The following is a 16,026-nucleotide window of genomic DNA, read 5'->3' as shown; positions in this document are numbered from 1 at the left end:
AAATTGCAGTTTGGCGAGAATTGCGGGGTTCCGCTTAACAATGAAGGTTGTGCCAGGGTTTGCAGACCCGTCGCAGCTTTAAGGAGTGACTTATGGCTTTAGCAGTAAACACCAACGTATCCGCGTTAAACGCACAACGTCAGTTATTAAGTTCTGGCAGTGCATTAGATACATCTTTTAAACGTTTATCTTCTGGTTTTCGTATCAACAGCGCTGCTGATGATGCTGCTGGTTTACAAATCAGCAACCGTTTAACCAGTCAGATCAATGGTTTAAACCAGGCTATCAGTAACGCAAACGACGGCATTTCAGTGGCTCAGGTAGCTGAAGGTGCGATGGATGAAATTACAACTTCATTACAACGTATTCGTGTATTAGCGGTACAATCACAGAACGGTATCAACGGTTCATCTGACCGTATTGCGTTACAAAAAGAAGTTTCAGCTTTAAAAACTGAAATCAGCCGTATTGCTCAGAACACTCAGTTTGGTAACATTGACTTACTGAAAGGTGATTTCTCTGCCAAATTCCTGGTCGGTGCAAACGCTGGTCAAACCATCAGCATCAACCTGTCACGTACAGGTGGTGGTTATGGTACTTCTGGTTTAGGTTTAGCTTCACTATCAGTTTCTACAGTAGGTGGTGCTTCAGCTGCATTAGCAAGTATTGACAGTGCAATCAAAACGATTGACTCAGCACGGGCAGATTTGGGTGCGCTGCAAAACCGCTTCCAGTCTACTATCCGTAACTTAAGCAACATCGTTGAAAACGTATCTTCTGCCCGCAGCCAGATCCGTGATACAGATTTTGCCAAAGAAACTGCTGAATTGACCCGGGCACAGATTTTGCAACAGGCGAGTACAACTATCCTGTCGCAGGCTAACACCAGGCCTCAAACTGCACTATCCTTATTAGGTTAATACCAGCCTTTTAGGTAAAGATTGAGGGAGGCGAAGACTAAAGTTTTCGCCTTGCTTGCCGATACAGAGGTAGATGCAAATGAGTTCAGTAATTACGGGTAATTTTGGTTATCAGCCAACAGCCCCCAAAGCTGCTGCTAATGTTGCAGTTGAGCTGAACAAAATAAAAAGTGGTCCAGAAACTGCCGAACCAGAGTCCAAAGTAAAGGCTGAGTCTGCACAAGCAGAGCAAGCTATTACGGAGGATGAGTTGGGTGAGGCTGTTGAGAATATTAACCAGTTTGTTAACTCTCAAGGACGCACTTTAAATTTTTCTGTTGATGAAGAATCTGGAAAACCAGTAGTGAAAGTGGTTGATTTTGAAACCAAAGAAGTCATTCGTCAGATCCCGTCTGAAGAAGTACTGACGATGGCCAAAGCAATCAAAAGATTACAGGAAGATCTGGGAGCTTCGACAGGTTTGATGATCGACAAAACGATATAAAGAGAGGATGAATCATGGCTATCCGGTCATTAGGTGCAGCATCAGGGCTAGATCTTGAAAGTTTGGTTACACAGTTAGTGACAGTGGAGCGAAACAGTAAAGTCAGTCGTCTGGACACTACGAAAAAGGAGCTGGATTCATCGCTTTCTGGTTTTGGTAAATTAAAATCCGCGTTAACAAAATTTAAAGATACGATAACTGCTTTGGGTGAAGATAAACTCAGAGCCAGAACGACCAGCATTAAACAACCTACAGATACTAAAACTTATCTTGAAGCAAAATCCAGCAGCACAGCTGCGCCCGGTAATTTTGATATTAAAGTCAAGTCGCTGGCCACAGGCAGCCGGATTGAAAGTGCGGACGAAGCTTATACCAGTGCATCTGCAGTAGTCAGTACCACAGCGGGTAAATTAACGTTTAGCGCTGATGGTAAAAATTTTGATGTAAACGTCACCGCTGGTATGACCCTGGATCAGTTCCGTAAAGCAGTGAACAATGCCAGTGGTAATTTTGGCGTCAGTGCCAATATTATTAATGCCGGTGATGGTATAGGTACTAAATTAGTGCTGACATCATCAATCACTGGTGAAGCTAATGACTTACGTATTACCAACGATAATGCTGAACTGAATAGCCTTTCGACCAGGGCTTTTGGTAACGATACTGATGGTTCAGGCGGTTTAGGCGTGGCGATTGAAGCTGCCGATGCTGAAGTCGTGATTGACGGTATCAGCGTATTTAGTAAAAACAACACTTTTACTAATGCGATTCAGGATACTGAATTGACAGTGCTTGCCGTTACGCCAGACGATAACAATGCCACTTTGTCTATAGAGACAGATAAAAAAGCCGCTGAAGAGAAAATTAAAGCTTTTATGGACGCCTATAACGGTTTATTGACAGAGGTGAACAGCTTAACTAAAAACCGCACTATAGGAGATGATGGTAAAACAGTTGTCTCTGAAGGTGGAGCGTTAACCAGTGACCCTATGGTCAGAAGCATCATGAGTCAGGTTACCAGAACTTTAGGCAGTGCTTTTTCTTCAGGTGGTGACGAGCTGAATAACTTGTATGCTCTGGGTATCACTTTTAATGACCAGGGTAAAATGGAGATTTCCAGTACTCGTTTATATGGCGCCGACTCTGGCCGTGAACGTTTTGATAATGCGCTGGAAAATAATTACGATAAAATTGCCGACTTATTTGGTGCTTCAGGTGGTATTAGCAAGTCTTTGGACAAAGTGATTTCCCAGTTTACGGACCGGGATGGTTTATTAGTGAACAAAGAAACCTCGTTAAAAGACCAACTGAAAAAAAATACTAAAGATCGTGAGGCCTTTGAACGATATATAGTGAGCTACGAAGAAACCTTGCGTCAGCGTTACGGAGCTTTGGATTCCACTTTGGGCCAATTACAAAGTACCTCCAGTTACCTGGTGCAACAGCTGGCAAACTTGCCACGGTATGGTAGTTAACAGGAGCTTGCCATGAGTTACGGTATTAAGGCCTACAAATCTGTAGGGATCAAAGATGATTTAGCAGTTGCAGACCCGCATCGCATTATTCAGTTATTAATGCAGGGCTCATTGGAAAATATGGCAAAAGCCAAAGGCGCTATGGAGCGTAAAGATTTTGCTGAAAAATCCCGCACAGTGTCTAAAGCCATGAGTATTATCTCTGCCTTGCAACATTCTTTGGATATGGATGTAGGTGGCGATGTATCGCAGAACCTATGGTCTCTGTACGATTTTATGGTCAATCATCTGATGCAGGCCAGTCGCGAAAGTAGCCCGGCAAAAGTCGATGATGTGATTGAAATTATGATCAAAATTAAATCAGGCTGGGATGCTATTCCGGTCGAAGAACGGCAAAAAGGCTTTCAGTTGCTGGCTGAGCGTCAGGGGCAGGCAGCGTTGGCGTCTGCTTAATGACGGATTTAGTTGTGATGTTGCAAGCCAAACGCCAGCAAATTGTCGAGTTGCTGGCGCAGGAAGAATATTCCACCGAAGACTTCTCTCTCTATTGGCAAGAGTTCGATCAACTCTTGCGTCAACTCTGTGAAAACCCTCAACAAACACCTGATTTACAAAGTATATTGGCAGATAACTTGCAGTGGGTTAGTCTTATCACTGAACAAGTCACTTCCGAGAGAAGTACTGTAGCTGTCAGGATGTTGCAATTACGCAAAGGTAAAAAGGCACATCAAAGCTACGGAGACAATAATTAAGCAGGTGCCAGGCCCTTATGCTGAAATATATTAATTACCAAATCCTCGATAACACCGAGCAGCAAGAAGCTCTGGAAAAACAAGTCTCTGTCAGCATAGGGCGCAACATACGCCAGAATATTGACGCCTTTCGGCAACATATCCCCAGTTTAGTCGGCATCATTAATGACCATGAAGTGCAGCAATATTCTTTGTTTTGTACTAAAGATGCAGAATTAAATATTGTCGATTTCGCCACTGGCCGGGTGTTTTACCAAAGTTCTGCAAAACAAGAAGTGCTGACTGAGGTACAAGAGTTCTATTCTCATGCCGCTTATTTTAACCTGCAAAGTAAAACAGATGATTTAACCTGGCGGCATCAAGCATTACCGCAAAAAGTGGATGTGTTGTTAGTCTTTGGTTTGGGTTTGGGCTATCACCTGAACGAGCTGGTGATGAACTGCAATATTCGTTATCTGGTGGTGTATGAGCCTAATGTAGATATTTTACTTTGTTCAGCTCAGGCCAATAATTGGCAACAGTTATTGGATACGGCCACCAGCATGGGCACTCATATCTTTTTGCAAATAGGGTCTGACGCCAGTGCTGTACCCCATGAGTTAAAAGAACTCCTTGAGTTTGATCAGGCTCTGGACAAAGTGTTTGTCTATCGCCATCAGTTTCATCCTATGATGGACGATGTGATCCGCTACCTGCTGCAGCATTCCGGTGATAAAGAAGCCCTGACTCATACAGGGCATCAGTTTACCGAATACAAAGATTATGCGGATTATGTGTCTGAGCGCGCCGGTAACTTATTGGGGCAATACACACCTCAAGACTATAAAACAGAGCAGGCGCAGGCCTTGTATAACGTCAATATGGAAGCTTTAGAGAAGTTTTACCCTAAAGTTCATAAGGCGATGCTGGAGCATAAAACCCGGGCCTGGCAACTGGTGTCAGACCTGCAAGGTAACCCTAATCTGTATCATCAGAAGCGTAATGCTTTGCTTCATCAGGACCTTGAGGCTGAATCGGCAGAGCTTGTTGATTACTTTGTCAATCATCCGTTTAAAGACGATGTGGTGCTGAATCAGCGCACAAGCTCTAAATATAAAAGTTATTTGCATTTTTCTAAGGTTGCCGAACTACAGCCACTCATAGATAAAGCTCTGAATCAGCAAAGTCAGTTACCAGCAGTGGTTAATACGCTGATTATTTTTGGTGTTGCACTTGGTAAGCATATTGAACTGTTAACTGAAAAGCATCAGATTAAAAACCTGTTTATTTGTGAACCTAACCTAGATTTTTTTGCTGCCAGTTTATGGGTAACTGACTGGGCCGGAATTTTTTCTAAAGCAGACGAAGCAAAAGGTCGGATATACCTCAACTTAGGCGGAGATGGCAGCCATTATTTTTATGATCTAATGGCTCAGTTTTATCAGATTGGAGCTTATTCAGTTGCTGATACTTATATGCTTAGTACCTATTTCAATATTGGTATGCAAAAAGCGATCAGTGATTTGCGATCCGAGTTAAAAGTTGTTCTGGCTCTTGGTGAATACTACGATCACGCCCGTTTTGGTATTGCACATACTCATCACAGTGTCTTTAGCGGGCAAAGGTTTTTACAACATAGTAATGCCGGATACAAAAACCATGTTGCGCTGAATTTGCCTGTTTTTGTGGTGGGTAACGGTCCGAGCCTGGATCACTGTTTTGACTACCTAAAAGAGTACAGGGATCAGGTTATTGTGATCAGTTGTGGTACTGCGCTGAGGTCTCTCCACAGAAATGGTATCCAGCCTGACTTTCATGCTGAGATAGAACAAAACAGAGCTACTTTTGACTGGATCACTCAAATTGATGACACGGATTATCTAAAAGGTATTCGTTTACTCAGTGTAAATGGTATTCACCCGGATACTGCCGCTTTATTCAAAGAAACGCTGTTGTGTTTTAAAGATGGAGAGGCGTCAACTTATGTGTTTCACAATGGCCTGAAAAAGCGTGGTTTTAACGTAGCCTCTTTGGCTTATGCGTACCCAACAGTGACTAACTTGGTAATGAACTACGCCATCAAATTAGGTTTTAAACACTTTTATCTTTTTGGTGTCGATTTAGGTTTTATCGACATTAACCAACACCATTCACAGCATTCTTCTTATTACAAGGCTGATGGTTCGCAGGTGTATAACTATCAGCTACGTCATGGTGGTGGAGTTCCTTCAACCGGGAATTTCCGGCCTATGGTGTACACTAAACCTGAATTTGATGTGTCGCGTAAATTACTGGAACAAGCTATATCCAAGGCTGGCCGTAAAATTGAAGTTTATAACTGCAGCGATGGTGTAAAAATTAAAGGAACCATTGCTTTGCAACCAGAAAATATTTTGCTTGAGGCCTCTGGTGTTAAAGACAAAGAGGCCGAGCTGGCAGGACTGCTAACTACTGCTTATTTCCCGGCTTTCCCTGAATTAGCAGAGTCTATCTATGCGCAATTTGATACTGCTGTGTTTGAGTCTTCAATGCAGCAGTGGCTGGACATATTGCAACAGGATGCAGAAAACAAAGAAGATGCGACAGCTTTGATCGAAAAGCAGTGGCAGTTTTTGCGTAAAAGAGCAGTGAAAGACAATGACATCACCTTTTGTCTGTTTCACGGTAGTGCAAATTACATGGCTGGTGTACTGACAAAACTGGCTGCTAACATTACTGAAGACAGTAGTGAATTTTTACAGACGTTTAATCAAGTGTTGGCTGTATGGCGCGGCTATCTGCTGGATGGTCAGACTCATTACATGCAGGAGCCTTTTGAGTTTGATGGCGTCAGTGTTCAGTATTTGTTTAAACCAGTAAAACAAGGATAACCAGATGAAAAAAGCGTTGGTTACAGGTGCCGATGGTTTTATCGGTTCTCATCTGGTGGAATACCTACTCGAGAAAGGCTATCAGGTTCGGGCTTTAGCTCAGTATAACTCGTTTAACTCGGCTGGCTGGCTGGATGGTGTTGTTCATCCATCGCTTGATATTCAGTATGGTGACGTGAGAGATGCGTTTTTTTGTGACGCCTTGTGTCAGGATATCGATGTAGTTTTTCATTTGGCCGCATTGATTGCTATACCTTATTCCTACAGCGCACCACAAAGTTATATTGAGACTAATGTCAATGGCACGCTGAATCTGTGTCAGGCTGCACTGAAACATAGAGTAAAACGGTTTTTACAAACATCTACCAGTGAAGTTTATGGCACAGCACAGTATGTGCCTATTGATGAAAAACATCCGCTGCAAGCCCAGTCACCTTACAGCGCCTCTAAGATTGCTGCTGATGCCTTGGCGATGAGTTATTACCATGCCTTTAATTTGCCTGTGACCATAGTCCGGCCTTTTAATACCTATGGGCCACGTCAGTCGGCTCGTGCTGTGATCCCGACAATTATCAGTCAAATCGCGACAGGTGCAACACGCATCAAGTTGGGAGACACCAGTCCAACCCGTGATTTTAATTATGTAGAGGACACCTGCGCTGGTTTTGAAGTGCTCAGCCGTTGTGATGCAGCTATTGGTGAGACGGTGAACATCAGCTCGAATTATGAAATTTCAGTAGCCGATACCTTAGATTTGATCCGCAGTCTGATGCAAAGTGACGTCGAGTTTGTGATAGACGAGCAACGTTTGCGTCCAAGTGGTTCCGAAGTGTTCAGATTATGGGGCGATAACAGCAAACTGCTGCAACTCACAGGCTTTTCACCTGCGGTAGATTTAACACAAGGCCTGCGTCGTACTATTGAATGGTTCACTCAGCCTGAACATCTGGCCCGCTACAAAGCCAGTCAATACAACAAGTAGAAGCCCTGATGCAGCAGACTTTGTTTCGATTTATCCGAGAGCTTTACCAGACTAAGGACTTTATTCCTTTGCATGCCCCTCGTTTTGCCGGACAAGAATCCGCTTATGTGCAGCACACCTTAGACTCTACTTTTGTGTCCAGTGTCGGAGCTTACGTTGACCGGTTCGAAGCGGATATGGCCTCGTACTGCAAATCGTCTAAAGCAGTCGCAGTAATGAACGGCACAGCTGCTTTGCAGGCTGCTTTATATGCTGCAGGCGTGGTGAACCATGATTTGGTGGTGACTCAGTCCTTTACTTTTGTTGCAACCTGTAATGCTATTCATTGGGCAGGTGCAGACCCCGTATTTGTTGACGTCTCAGAATTGAGTTTGGGCTTATGTCCAAAGTCACTGGCTGAGTTTTTACAGCAACAGTGTGAACTGACGGACGGAGCTTGTATCCATCGCCAAACTCAGCGCCGGGTGCGGGCTGTTGTGCCTATGCATACCTTTGGCCACCCGGTTGAGCTGGATGAGCTGCTGTTATTGTGCCAGCAATGGCAGTTAGTCTTAATTGAAGATGCTGCTGAAAGTCTGGGGTCTCTGTATAAAGGCAGACATACCGGTACTGTGGGGCGTTTTGGTACTTTGAGTTTTAACGGCAATAAAATTATCACCACAGGGGGAGGTGGCATGGTGCTTTGTGCTGACCCAGCCGATGGTATAGCGCTGAAGCATCTGACAACCACAGCCAAAGTTCCACATAGTTATGAGTTTGTGCATGACGACTATGGTTTTAATTACCGCATGCCAAATCTGAACGCCGCTTTAGGTTGCGGACAATTGGAACAACTGGATAGTTTTATCGCCGATAAACGCGAAATAGCAGCCTTGTATCAGGACTTTTTTGCTGGCACAGAGTTTCGTTGTGTCAAAGAGCCGCCTTATGCGCGCTCCAACTACTGGCTCAATGCAGTGATTTGTCCTTCAACTGAAGTAAAAACACAATTGCTTGAAACCGCAGCAGAGCAGGGCATTATGTTGCGCCCAGCCTGGCGACCCATGCATCAACTAGCTATGTATGAGAACTGTATCCGTACTGACTTAGCTGTCACACACTATCTGTCTGAGCATTTGGTTAATTTGCCCAGTTCGGTTAGGAGCTTGCCGCATGACCATCCATAAACGTCGGATTGCGGTATTCACAGGCACCCGGGCTGATTATGGCTTGCTATATTATGTGTTACGGGCAATACAAAGCGATCACGAGCTGGAGTTGCAGCTGATTGTCTCTGGCAGCCATTTATCACCTGAGTATGGCTACACGGTGCAGCAGATAGAACAGGATCGTTTTGAGATTGCAGCACGCATCGATATGTTACTTTCGGCAGACAGTGCGGTAGCAACGGTAAAAAGTATGGGGCTGGGGCTGATTGGTTTTGCCGATGCCTTGCAAAGGCTTAAGCCAGACTTGTTAGTGTTGCTTGGCGATAGATACGAGGCATTGGCAGTGGCGCAGGCTGCGATGCTCATGCACATCCCCTTGTTTCATCTGCACGGTGGTGAACTGACCGAAGGCGCTTATGATGATGCAATACGGCATGCCATCACAAAATTCAGCCAGTACCATGCAACCTCGACTGAGGTGTATCGTCAACGAGTGATCCAGTTAGGTGAGTCTCCTGAACGGGTATTTTGTGTCGGTGCGCCTGGTCTTGAAGCCATAGCCAAGCAAACGGCCTGGTCACGCGAAAACACGCTAAAAGAACTTGGTCTGCCTGCAGATGCACACTACCTGTTATTGACTTACCATCCGGAAACTCAGGATATTGCCAGTACCAGCTCTGCCATTTGCAATGTACTGGACGCCTGTTTGAGTTTTGAATCGCTTTATCTGATTGGCACTTATCCAAATGCGGACGAAGGTGGCCGGTTGATTATTGAGCAACTTGAACTGGCCCAAAAACAGCACCCCAAGCGCATTAAGTTGTTTTCGTCGCTTGGGCAGGCACGTTATTTGGCGGCAGTGCGGCATGCAAAAGTGGTAGTGGGTAATTCTTCCAGTGCGGTGATTGAAGTACCCTCATTGCATGTGCCCAGTGTCAATGTGGGGCAACGTCAGGCGGGTCGGTTGGCGGCGAGCTCTGTGCTGCATTGTGGCCATGACCTGACCGAAATAAAAACCTCAATAGCCGTTGCTATGCAACTCGATTGCACAGCAGTCTGTAATCCCTACGGTGATGGCGAAGTGAGTCACAAAGTGGTGTCACTATTAAAAACCATCCCACTTTCCAGCCAAAAGAAATTCTATGATGTGCCTTCAGGCAAGGACTGTTAAATGAGCAAAACCTTTGTTATTGCTGAAGCTGGGGTCAATCATAATGGCGATGCTGATTTAGCTTTTGCTTTGGTTGATGCAGCAGCACAAGCAGGTGCTGACGCTGTTAAATTTCAGACGTTTCAGGCTGATTTATTAGCCACCAGACAAACACCAAAAGCTCAGTATCAAAAAGAACTTACCGATGCCAGCGAAAGCCAGTGGCAGATGCTCAAACGCTTAGAACTACCCCAGGTTCTGCATCACCAACTTAAAGACTATGCGGAACAATTAGGGCTTGAATTTATGTCGACAGGCTTCGACCTGCCAAGCACTGAGTTTCTGCTTAATTTGCAGCTAAAGCGCTATAAGATCCCATCCGGTGAACTAACAAATGCGCCTTTAGTATGGTTAACCGCGCGCAGTGGTAAGCCACTCATTCTGTCAACTGGTATGGCAACCCTCGGCGAGATTGAATTGGCGTTGGCCGTTGTTGCGCATGCGTCCACGGCTGACGTGCCGCCGGCAGGTCTACGAGAGGTCTGGCAAAACTGGAGCAGTATTGCTGCTCAGCAGAACCTGAAAAAGCAAGTCACACTGCTGCATTGTACTTCGCAATATCCGTGTCCTGACGAGCAGGTTAATTTAGCGGCCATGACCACATTAGCCCAAAGTTTTCAGTTGCCAGTGGGTTATTCGGATCATAGTGATGGTTTGTTAGTGCCAGTCGCTGCTGTTGCCCGCGGCGCTACTATCATTGAAAAACACTTTACCTTAGATCGTAATTTGCCAGGCCCGGATCACAAGGCTTCATTAACTCCCGGCGAGCTCAAAGATATGGTGCAGCAAATTCGACGGGTTGAATTGCTGTTGGGATCCGGTATCAAAGCGCCACAAGCTGTTGAGCTGGATACGCAGCAAGTGGTGCGGCAACGAATTGTTGCTAAAACAGCCATAGCAGCGGGTCAGACATTTACCGCAGAAAACCTGACGAGTGCCCGCAGCTGCAGAGGCACAGCAGCGATACATTACTGGGATTTACTTGGACAAACCGCTACTTGTTCTTATCAGGCCATGGACCCTGTGACTCAGGAACCGTCATGCAAGGCGTAATATTGCTTGGCGCAGGCGGTCATGCGAAGGTGGTGCTTGAGATGCTGCAACTTACGCAGACCCCGGTTTTAGGCGTGAGTTGTCCCTTGCTTTGGGCGCAAAAAGTCCAGCAATGGCGGGGATTGGCCGTATTGGGTGATGATGACGCGCTGACCAGCTACAATCCGCAGCAGGTGAAATTGGTCAATGGGGTTGGCATGATGCCTCAGTCTCAGGCGCGTTATGCATTATTCAGCAAAGCCCGTCAGGCTGGGTTTGAGTTTATCAATCTGGTGCATCCGTCTGCTGTGGTCAGTCCAAGCGTCCAGTTGGGGCAGGGGGTGCAAATCATGGCCGGAGCTGTGATTCAAGCTGATAGCAATATTGCCGATAACGTTATTATTAATAGCAGAGCTTTAGTTGAACACGATTGTGTGATTGCAGCTCACAGCCATATAGCCCCGGGAGCTGTGCTCTGCGGTCAGGTGACTGTGGCTGAACAGGTATTTGTTGGGGCCGGAGCCACTGTCATTCAGGGCATTAATATTGCTGCAGGAGCTGTGGTCGGGGCTGGTACAGTAGTGGTCAAAAACCTGGCTGCACATGCAACAGTGCGCGGTGGTTCAGCTCTAGTCCGGTTATCCCATGCAATCAGCGGAGAACAATAAAATGGCCAAGCTTAAACAGTGGGAACAGATTTTGGTCTTGCCTCAGATGCCATTAGCGGACGCTATAGCTCTGATGGATCAGCAAGGCCGCCGCAGTCTGGTGGTGGTTGATGCCCAGCGGCTTTTGCTAGGTACTGTCAGCGATGGTGATGTGCGACGTTCGCTATTGAAGGGCATCAGTTTAGCCTCGCCTGTTTCAGATATTATGCAAAAAGAGCCACGAGTAGCGCAGGCTGACTGGAGCAAAACCCGTTTATTGTCATGCATGGAGCGCTTTCAACTGCTGTTGTTGCCGGTTGTCTCTGACGATGGACAACTGCTTTCGATTGAGTTTTTATATGATTTGCTGCAAAAGCCTAAATTGGATAATGCGGTGTGTCTGATGGCGGGCGGTTTTGGCACCAGATTGCGGCCTCTGACTGAATCATGTCCTAAACCTATGTTAAAGCTTGGTGATAAACCTATTCTTGAACTGATTATGCTGCGGTTTATTCAGGCCGGATTTCATCGCTTCTTTATATCCACCCACTATATGCCGGAACAAATCATGTCTCACTTTAGTGATGGCAGCAAATGGGGAGTTTCTATTAATTATTTGCATGAAAGTCAGCCTCTGGGCACGGCCGGGGCTTTAGGCTTGTTACCGCAGCAAGAACTAACAGAGCCTGTATTTGTGATGAATGGTGATTTGCTGACCGATATAGATTTTCTTCAGTTGCTTTCGTTTCATGAAGAACAAGGCGGAGAGGCGACCGTCTGTGTGCGTCAGTTTGATTATCAGGTGCCTTATGGCGTGGTTAGCACAGATGGCCACCGTATTACTGCCATTGTCGAAAAGCCAGTCCATCATTATTTTGTTAATGCAGGTATTTATTTGCTTGAGCCTGATTTTATTCGTCAGGTCAAAGCCGGTGATCAGATTGATATGCCCACTTTATTATCGGCGCGGCTGCAAGATGGAAAGCAAGTGAATCATTTTCAGGTTGAGCAGGACTGGATTGATATAGGACGACTGGATGATTTTAAAAAAGCCCAGCAACTTGTGAATGACACACTACAGGATTTATAACCATTCCCTGCAAAGCTGACGGAGTAGTAATGACGATTGTATTGGTGGGTTTGGGCAGTATAGGTAAACGACATTTAGCTAATCTGCTGCTGTTATGGCCACAGGCACAAATTTATGTAGTCTCAGCGAGTGGCCGCCAATTGCCTGATGATGAACTGGCTGGGCAAACCCAGCTGAGCCTCGAGCAGGCGATAGCCGTCCAGCCTTTGTTTGCCGTGATCGCTTCTCCGGCCCATTTACATTTGCAGCATGCGAATGCTTTTCGTGATGCCGGTATTGCTGCCTTGATTGAAAAACCTCTGAGTCATCAGCGCCAGTTAGCAGCAGACTTTTTGTCTGAGCCTCCGTCAACACCGCTGTTGAGTCTGGGCTATTGCCTACGTTACTTACCCTCTGCTCAGGTGGTCAAACAACTGCTGGCAGAACAGAGGCTTGGGCCTGTGTATTTGGTTCAGGCTATGGTTGGACAACATCTGAGCCAATGGCGTAAGCAGATTGATTATCGGGATTCAGTGTCTGCAAAACAAGAATTTGGTGGTGGTGCTCTGTTGGAACTGAGTCATGAACTGGATTATTTGCTCTGGTTGTTTGGCCCTTTATCTGTAGAGTTTTGCCGCTTACAAAAACAGGGCGAATTAAAGCTGGATGTGGAAGAACGTGCCGATTTGATGTTGTCTGGCGACAATTCATTGCTTTGTCAGTTGCATCTGGATTTTTTACAGCAGGTGCCACAACGGCGTTGCATTATTTCAGGCCAGCAAGGTCGTATAGAATGGGATCTGCTGGAAAACAGTGTTTGTCTGATTAATACAGATGGCCGACAGCAGCTGTATCATCAGCCACTCTGGGATAAAAACCAAATTTATCTGCTGATGTTGCAGGACTTTTTTACTGCTGTAACAGAAGAAAAAGTGGCGCCTGTGCCGCTGCAGGATGGCTTAGCTGTCTTAGCGCTGATTGAACAAGCCAGACGGATAGCGGAGAACACAGACTAATGCGTACTTTTGCTTTTGTTTTTGCCCGTGGCGGTTCCAAAGGGTTGCCGGGGAAAAATATCAAACCACTGCTGGGAAAACCTCTGTTGTGTTATTCCGTTGAGCTGGCGCAACAGCTTCCTGAGATTGAACAGGTGTTTGTCTCTACAGACGATGCTGAGATTGCCAGCACCGCAAAGGCGGCGGGTGCCATTGTGATTGAACGCCCAGCAGAACTGGCCACTGACACCAGCGCAGAATTTCTCGCCTGGCGTCATGCCGTCGATTGGGTTGAGCACCACTATGGCCAGTTTGATCACTTTGTCAGCTTGCCTGCCACCGCGCCACTACGCAGCAAAGAGGATGTGCAGTCAGCGCTGTTAAAGTTGCAGCAAACGGGTGCTGATATTTGTGTCAGCATGACACCAGCCCAGCGTAGCCCCTATTTTAATATGGTGCGGCAACTGCCAGATGGCCTGGTCGATATAGCCATCAAAGCCAATGGCCAGTTAATTCGCCGTCAGGATGCCCCGCAGTTGTTTGATTTAACTACCGTGGTTTATGCAACATCACCACATTATATCCGCAAGAGTGCAGGGGTTTTGGCGGGTAAAGTGACGGCAGTCGTTATCCCTAAACAGCGTGCTGTCGATATTGATGATATCTATGACTTTATGCTGGCGGAAGTGTTGCTGAGCGCAGCAGAACTCAGTAAAAACCAATGAAAGGACAACAGATGCTGACAGGTAAAACCGTATTAGTTGCCGGTGCTGCGGGTTTATTAGGTAGCACTTTGTGTCAGGTGTTAGTGCAGCGGGGCGCTGTGGTTATCGCTGCTGATCTGGATCTGGACAAATTACGCCAACGTTTGATAGCTGTTGGTTGCACGGATCAGCAACTGGTTTTGCATCAGGTTGATTTTAATCAGCCAGAGCAAGTGGCGTTATTGTTTGCGACTTACCCTCAATTAACTGGTGCGGTGAACTGTACCTACCCCCGGCATCCTAGTTACGGCCGGCATTTTTTTGATGTCACACTAGAGAGCTTTAATGAAAATGTGCAGTTGCATCTGGGCGCGGCATTTTTATTTGCGCAACAAGCGGCAAAGCACTTCAGCGTGCATCAGCAGCCGTTGTCAGTGGTGAATTTATCCTCTGTTTATGGCGTGATTGCGCCTAAGTTTGACCTCTACAAAGATACGCCTATGACCATGCCTGTGGAATACGCCGCCATAAAAGCGGCCATTGTGCAGTTGACTAAATACATTAGCAGTTATGTCAATGACTCTCGTTTTAGAGTAAATGCGGTAAGCCCTGGTGGTTTACTTGATGGGCAACCAGAGACATTTTTACAGCAGTATAAACAGCATACCTTAGGTAAAGGTATGCTTAATCCAACCGATATTTGTGGGGCTGTGGTCTTTTTGCTGTCTGACGATAGCACTTTTATGCAAGGCCAAAACCTGATTATTGATGATGGATTCACCTTATGAGCCTCATGCACTGCAGCCTGGTGTTAGTTGGCGCAGGTGAGTTGGGCTCCCGTCATTTGCAGTCTATGGCCAGTTTGCCTGACTGTAGTATTGACGTGGTAGAACCTGATGTATTGTCTGTTGAAAAAGCCAAACAACGTCTGGCTCAGGTGCAGGTGAACGCGGCTCAGATCCGTTTTTTCCAGTCCATTGAGCAACTCAGTTCGCAGTATGACCTCGCTTTGATTGCAACAGGAGCGGCAGTGCGCTTTGAGTTGAGCCAAGAGCTGCTGCGCTGCGCCAAAGTGCGTTATCTGGTGCTGGAAAAAGTATTGTTTCAGCGGCCTGAACACTATGCACTGATGCAGAACCTACTTGAGCAGTATGAGGTTCAGGCTTATGTGAACTGTCCAAGGCGTTGTTATCCGTTGTATCGGCAACTGAGCCTTATAACAGCTAAGACGCCTGTGTTGATGAAGGTTCAGGGGAATTTGTGGGGAATGGCCTGCAATAGCATTCACTTTATTGATTTAGTGTCGTTTTTAAGCTCTGAATCTTTGCTTAGTGTTGACCACAGCCAGCTAGTGCAGAGTCTTCAAAGCAAAAGAGTGGGATATCTTGAAGTGGCTGGTACTTTGCGTTGTGTATTTAGCCAAGGTTCCGAACTGCTTCTTCACTGCACTGCCGATGAACGTGCACCAACGTCAGTGCTCATAGAATGCAGCTCTGCCAAGGTGTGTTTTGACATTGATGAAGTCAAAGGCTCTGTCCACAGAAGAGGCGAGCGAGAGCTGATACTCAGAGATATGCCTATGCTGTATCAAAGCCAGTTGACTGCAGGCGTAGTGGACGATTTGCTTCGAAGTGGCAGCTGTTCTTTAACTCCTTTTGCTGAATCTGCCGCTTTACATCTGCCGCTTATTCACAGTTTGCTGGCCTATTTTCGGCAAGAGTCAGTTGAACTGAATCACTGCCCTATAACCTGAGGAGTA

Annotated in this window: 16 protein-coding genes; all 16 read left to right on the top strand. The window is 46.1% G+C overall.

Annotated features, from left to right (window positions below; all coding sequences use genetic code 11):
* Positions 1 to 92: 92 nt before the first annotated feature.
* The 16 genes from P3C17_RS12315 to P3C17_RS12240 all read left to right on the top strand — a co-directional run bounded on the left by P3C17_RS12315 (position 93) and on the right by P3C17_RS12240 (position 16,020).
* Positions 93 to 920 carry a flagellin gene (locus P3C17_RS12315; RefSeq protein ID WP_300929715.1) on the top strand — a complete coding sequence of 276 codons (828 nt, stop codon included), beginning with the start codon at positions 93 to 95 and terminating at the stop codon, positions 918 to 920.
* Between the two features lie 73 nt (positions 921 to 993).
* Complete coding sequence (locus tag P3C17_RS12310; RefSeq protein WP_300929714.1) at positions 994 to 1,404, top strand: flagellar protein FlaG; 411 nt, start codon at positions 994 to 996, stop codon at positions 1,402 to 1,404.
* A gap of 14 nt (positions 1,405 to 1,418) precedes the next feature.
* Positions 1,419 to 2,879, top strand: a complete 1,461-nt coding sequence (gene fliD, locus P3C17_RS12305) for a flagellar filament capping protein FliD (RefSeq protein ID WP_300929713.1) — start codon at positions 1,419 to 1,421, stop codon at positions 2,877 to 2,879.
* Positions 2,880 to 2,891: 12 nt separating this feature from the next.
* Entirely contained in the window at positions 2,892 to 3,332 is a 441-nt protein-coding gene (gene fliS, locus P3C17_RS12300) for a flagellar export chaperone FliS (RefSeq protein ID WP_300929712.1), read from the top strand.
* A complete protein-coding gene (locus P3C17_RS12295) occupies positions 3,332 to 3,631 on the top strand; it encodes a hypothetical protein (RefSeq protein ID WP_300929711.1) in 300 nt (99 codons plus the stop codon). Before fliS ends, P3C17_RS12295 begins: the two co-directional genes overlap by 1 nt.
* A 17-nt stretch (positions 3,632 to 3,648) precedes the next feature.
* On the top strand, positions 3,649 to 6,480 hold the full coding sequence (locus P3C17_RS12290; protein ID WP_300929710.1) for a 6-hydroxymethylpterin diphosphokinase MptE-like protein: 2,832 nt from the start codon (positions 3,649 to 3,651) through the stop codon (positions 6,478 to 6,480).
* Between the two features lie 4 nt (positions 6,481 to 6,484).
* The gene (locus P3C17_RS12285; RefSeq protein ID WP_300929709.1) at positions 6,485 to 7,462 is read left to right on the top strand and encodes an NAD-dependent 4,6-dehydratase LegB; all 978 of its coding nucleotides are present in this window, start codon (positions 6,485 to 6,487) and stop codon (positions 7,460 to 7,462) included.
* Positions 7,463 to 7,470: 8 nt separating this feature from the next.
* Positions 7,471 to 8,628 (top strand): LegC family aminotransferase, encoded by a 1,158-nt coding sequence (locus tag P3C17_RS12280; protein WP_300929708.1) that lies wholly within the window; start codon positions 7,471 to 7,473, stop codon positions 8,626 to 8,628.
* Positions 8,615 to 9,781 carry a UDP-N-acetylglucosamine 2-epimerase gene (gene neuC, locus P3C17_RS12275; protein ID WP_300929707.1) on the top strand — a complete coding sequence of 389 codons (1,167 nt, stop codon included), beginning with the start codon at positions 8,615 to 8,617 and terminating at the stop codon, positions 9,779 to 9,781. Before P3C17_RS12280 ends, neuC begins: the two co-directional genes overlap by 14 nt.
* On the top strand, positions 9,782 to 10,873 hold the full coding sequence (gene neuB, locus P3C17_RS12270; protein WP_300929706.1) for an N-acetylneuraminate synthase: 1,092 nt from the start codon (positions 9,782 to 9,784) through the stop codon (positions 10,871 to 10,873).
* A complete protein-coding gene (locus P3C17_RS12265; protein ID WP_300929705.1) occupies positions 10,861 to 11,520 on the top strand; it encodes an acetyltransferase in 660 nt (219 codons plus the stop codon). Before neuB ends, P3C17_RS12265 begins: the two co-directional genes overlap by 13 nt.
* Before the next feature lies 1 nt (position 11,521).
* Entirely contained in the window at positions 11,522 to 12,589 is a 1,068-nt protein-coding gene (locus P3C17_RS12260) for a nucleotidyltransferase family protein (RefSeq protein WP_300929704.1), read from the top strand.
* Between the two features lie 29 nt (positions 12,590 to 12,618).
* Positions 12,619 to 13,584 carry a Gfo/Idh/MocA family oxidoreductase gene (locus tag P3C17_RS12255; RefSeq protein WP_300929703.1) on the top strand — a complete coding sequence of 322 codons (966 nt, stop codon included), beginning with the start codon at positions 12,619 to 12,621 and terminating at the stop codon, positions 13,582 to 13,584.
* Positions 13,584 to 14,288 (top strand): acylneuraminate cytidylyltransferase family protein, encoded by a 705-nt coding sequence (locus P3C17_RS12250; protein ID WP_300929702.1) that lies wholly within the window; start codon positions 13,584 to 13,586, stop codon positions 14,286 to 14,288. Before P3C17_RS12255 ends, P3C17_RS12250 begins: the two co-directional genes overlap by 1 nt.
* An 11-nt stretch (positions 14,289 to 14,299) precedes the next feature.
* Entirely contained in the window at positions 14,300 to 15,055 is a 756-nt protein-coding gene (locus tag P3C17_RS12245) for an oxidoreductase (RefSeq protein ID WP_300929701.1), read from the top strand.
* The gene (locus tag P3C17_RS12240; protein WP_300929700.1) at positions 15,052 to 16,020 is read left to right on the top strand and encodes a Gfo/Idh/MocA family oxidoreductase; all 969 of its coding nucleotides are present in this window, start codon (positions 15,052 to 15,054) and stop codon (positions 16,018 to 16,020) included. The genes P3C17_RS12245 and P3C17_RS12240 overlap by 4 nt, the downstream gene beginning before the upstream one ends.
* The last annotated feature ends 6 nt before the right edge of the window (positions 16,021 to 16,026 follow it).

This window comes from Rheinheimera sp. 1928-s, assembly GCF_029269265.1.
Taxonomy (GTDB): Bacteria; Pseudomonadota; Gammaproteobacteria; order Enterobacterales; family Alteromonadaceae; genus Pararheinheimera.
Note: the sequence above shows the minus strand (reverse complement) of the source record. Positions and strands in the feature narration are given on the sequence as shown.

What these genes read in the sequence shown, in the direction of transcription:
- P3C17_RS12255 (WP_300929703.1), top strand. Translation starts at nt 12,619, where the DNA reads ATGACGATTGTATTGGTGGGTTTGGGCAGTATAGGTAAACGACATTTA.
- P3C17_RS12315 (WP_300929715.1), top strand. Translation starts at nt 93, where the DNA reads ATGGCTTTAGCAGTAAACACCAACGTATCCGCGTTAAACGCACAACGT.
- P3C17_RS12245 (WP_300929701.1), top strand. Translation starts at nt 14,300, where the DNA reads ATGCTGACAGGTAAAACCGTATTAGTTGCCGGTGCTGCGGGTTTATTA.
- neuB (WP_300929706.1), top strand. Translation starts at nt 9,782, where the DNA reads ATGAGCAAAACCTTTGTTATTGCTGAAGCTGGGGTCAATCATAATGGC.
- P3C17_RS12260 (WP_300929704.1), top strand. Translation starts at nt 11,522, where the DNA reads ATGGCCAAGCTTAAACAGTGGGAACAGATTTTGGTCTTGCCTCAGATG.
- neuC (WP_300929707.1), top strand. Translation starts at nt 8,615, where the DNA reads ATGACCATCCATAAACGTCGGATTGCGGTATTCACAGGCACCCGGGCT.
- P3C17_RS12310 (WP_300929714.1), top strand. Translation starts at nt 994, where the DNA reads ATGCAAATGAGTTCAGTAATTACGGGTAATTTTGGTTATCAGCCAACA.
- P3C17_RS12280 (WP_300929708.1), top strand. Translation starts at nt 7,471, where the DNA reads ATGCAGCAGACTTTGTTTCGATTTATCCGAGAGCTTTACCAGACTAAG.
- fliD (WP_300929713.1), top strand. Translation starts at nt 1,419, where the DNA reads ATGGCTATCCGGTCATTAGGTGCAGCATCAGGGCTAGATCTTGAAAGT.
- P3C17_RS12290 (WP_300929710.1), top strand. Translation starts at nt 3,649, where the DNA reads ATGCTGAAATATATTAATTACCAAATCCTCGATAACACCGAGCAGCAA.
- P3C17_RS12295 (WP_300929711.1), top strand. Translation starts at nt 3,332, where the DNA reads ATGACGGATTTAGTTGTGATGTTGCAAGCCAAACGCCAGCAAATTGTC.
- P3C17_RS12240 (WP_300929700.1), top strand. Translation starts at nt 15,052, where the DNA reads ATGAGCCTCATGCACTGCAGCCTGGTGTTAGTTGGCGCAGGTGAGTTG.
- P3C17_RS12265 (WP_300929705.1), top strand. Translation starts at nt 10,861, where the DNA reads ATGCAAGGCGTAATATTGCTTGGCGCAGGCGGTCATGCGAAGGTGGTG.
- P3C17_RS12250 (WP_300929702.1), top strand. Translation starts at nt 13,584, where the DNA reads ATGCGTACTTTTGCTTTTGTTTTTGCCCGTGGCGGTTCCAAAGGGTTG.
- P3C17_RS12285 (WP_300929709.1), top strand. Translation starts at nt 6,485, where the DNA reads ATGAAAAAAGCGTTGGTTACAGGTGCCGATGGTTTTATCGGTTCTCAT.
- fliS (WP_300929712.1), top strand. Translation starts at nt 2,892, where the DNA reads ATGAGTTACGGTATTAAGGCCTACAAATCTGTAGGGATCAAAGATGAT.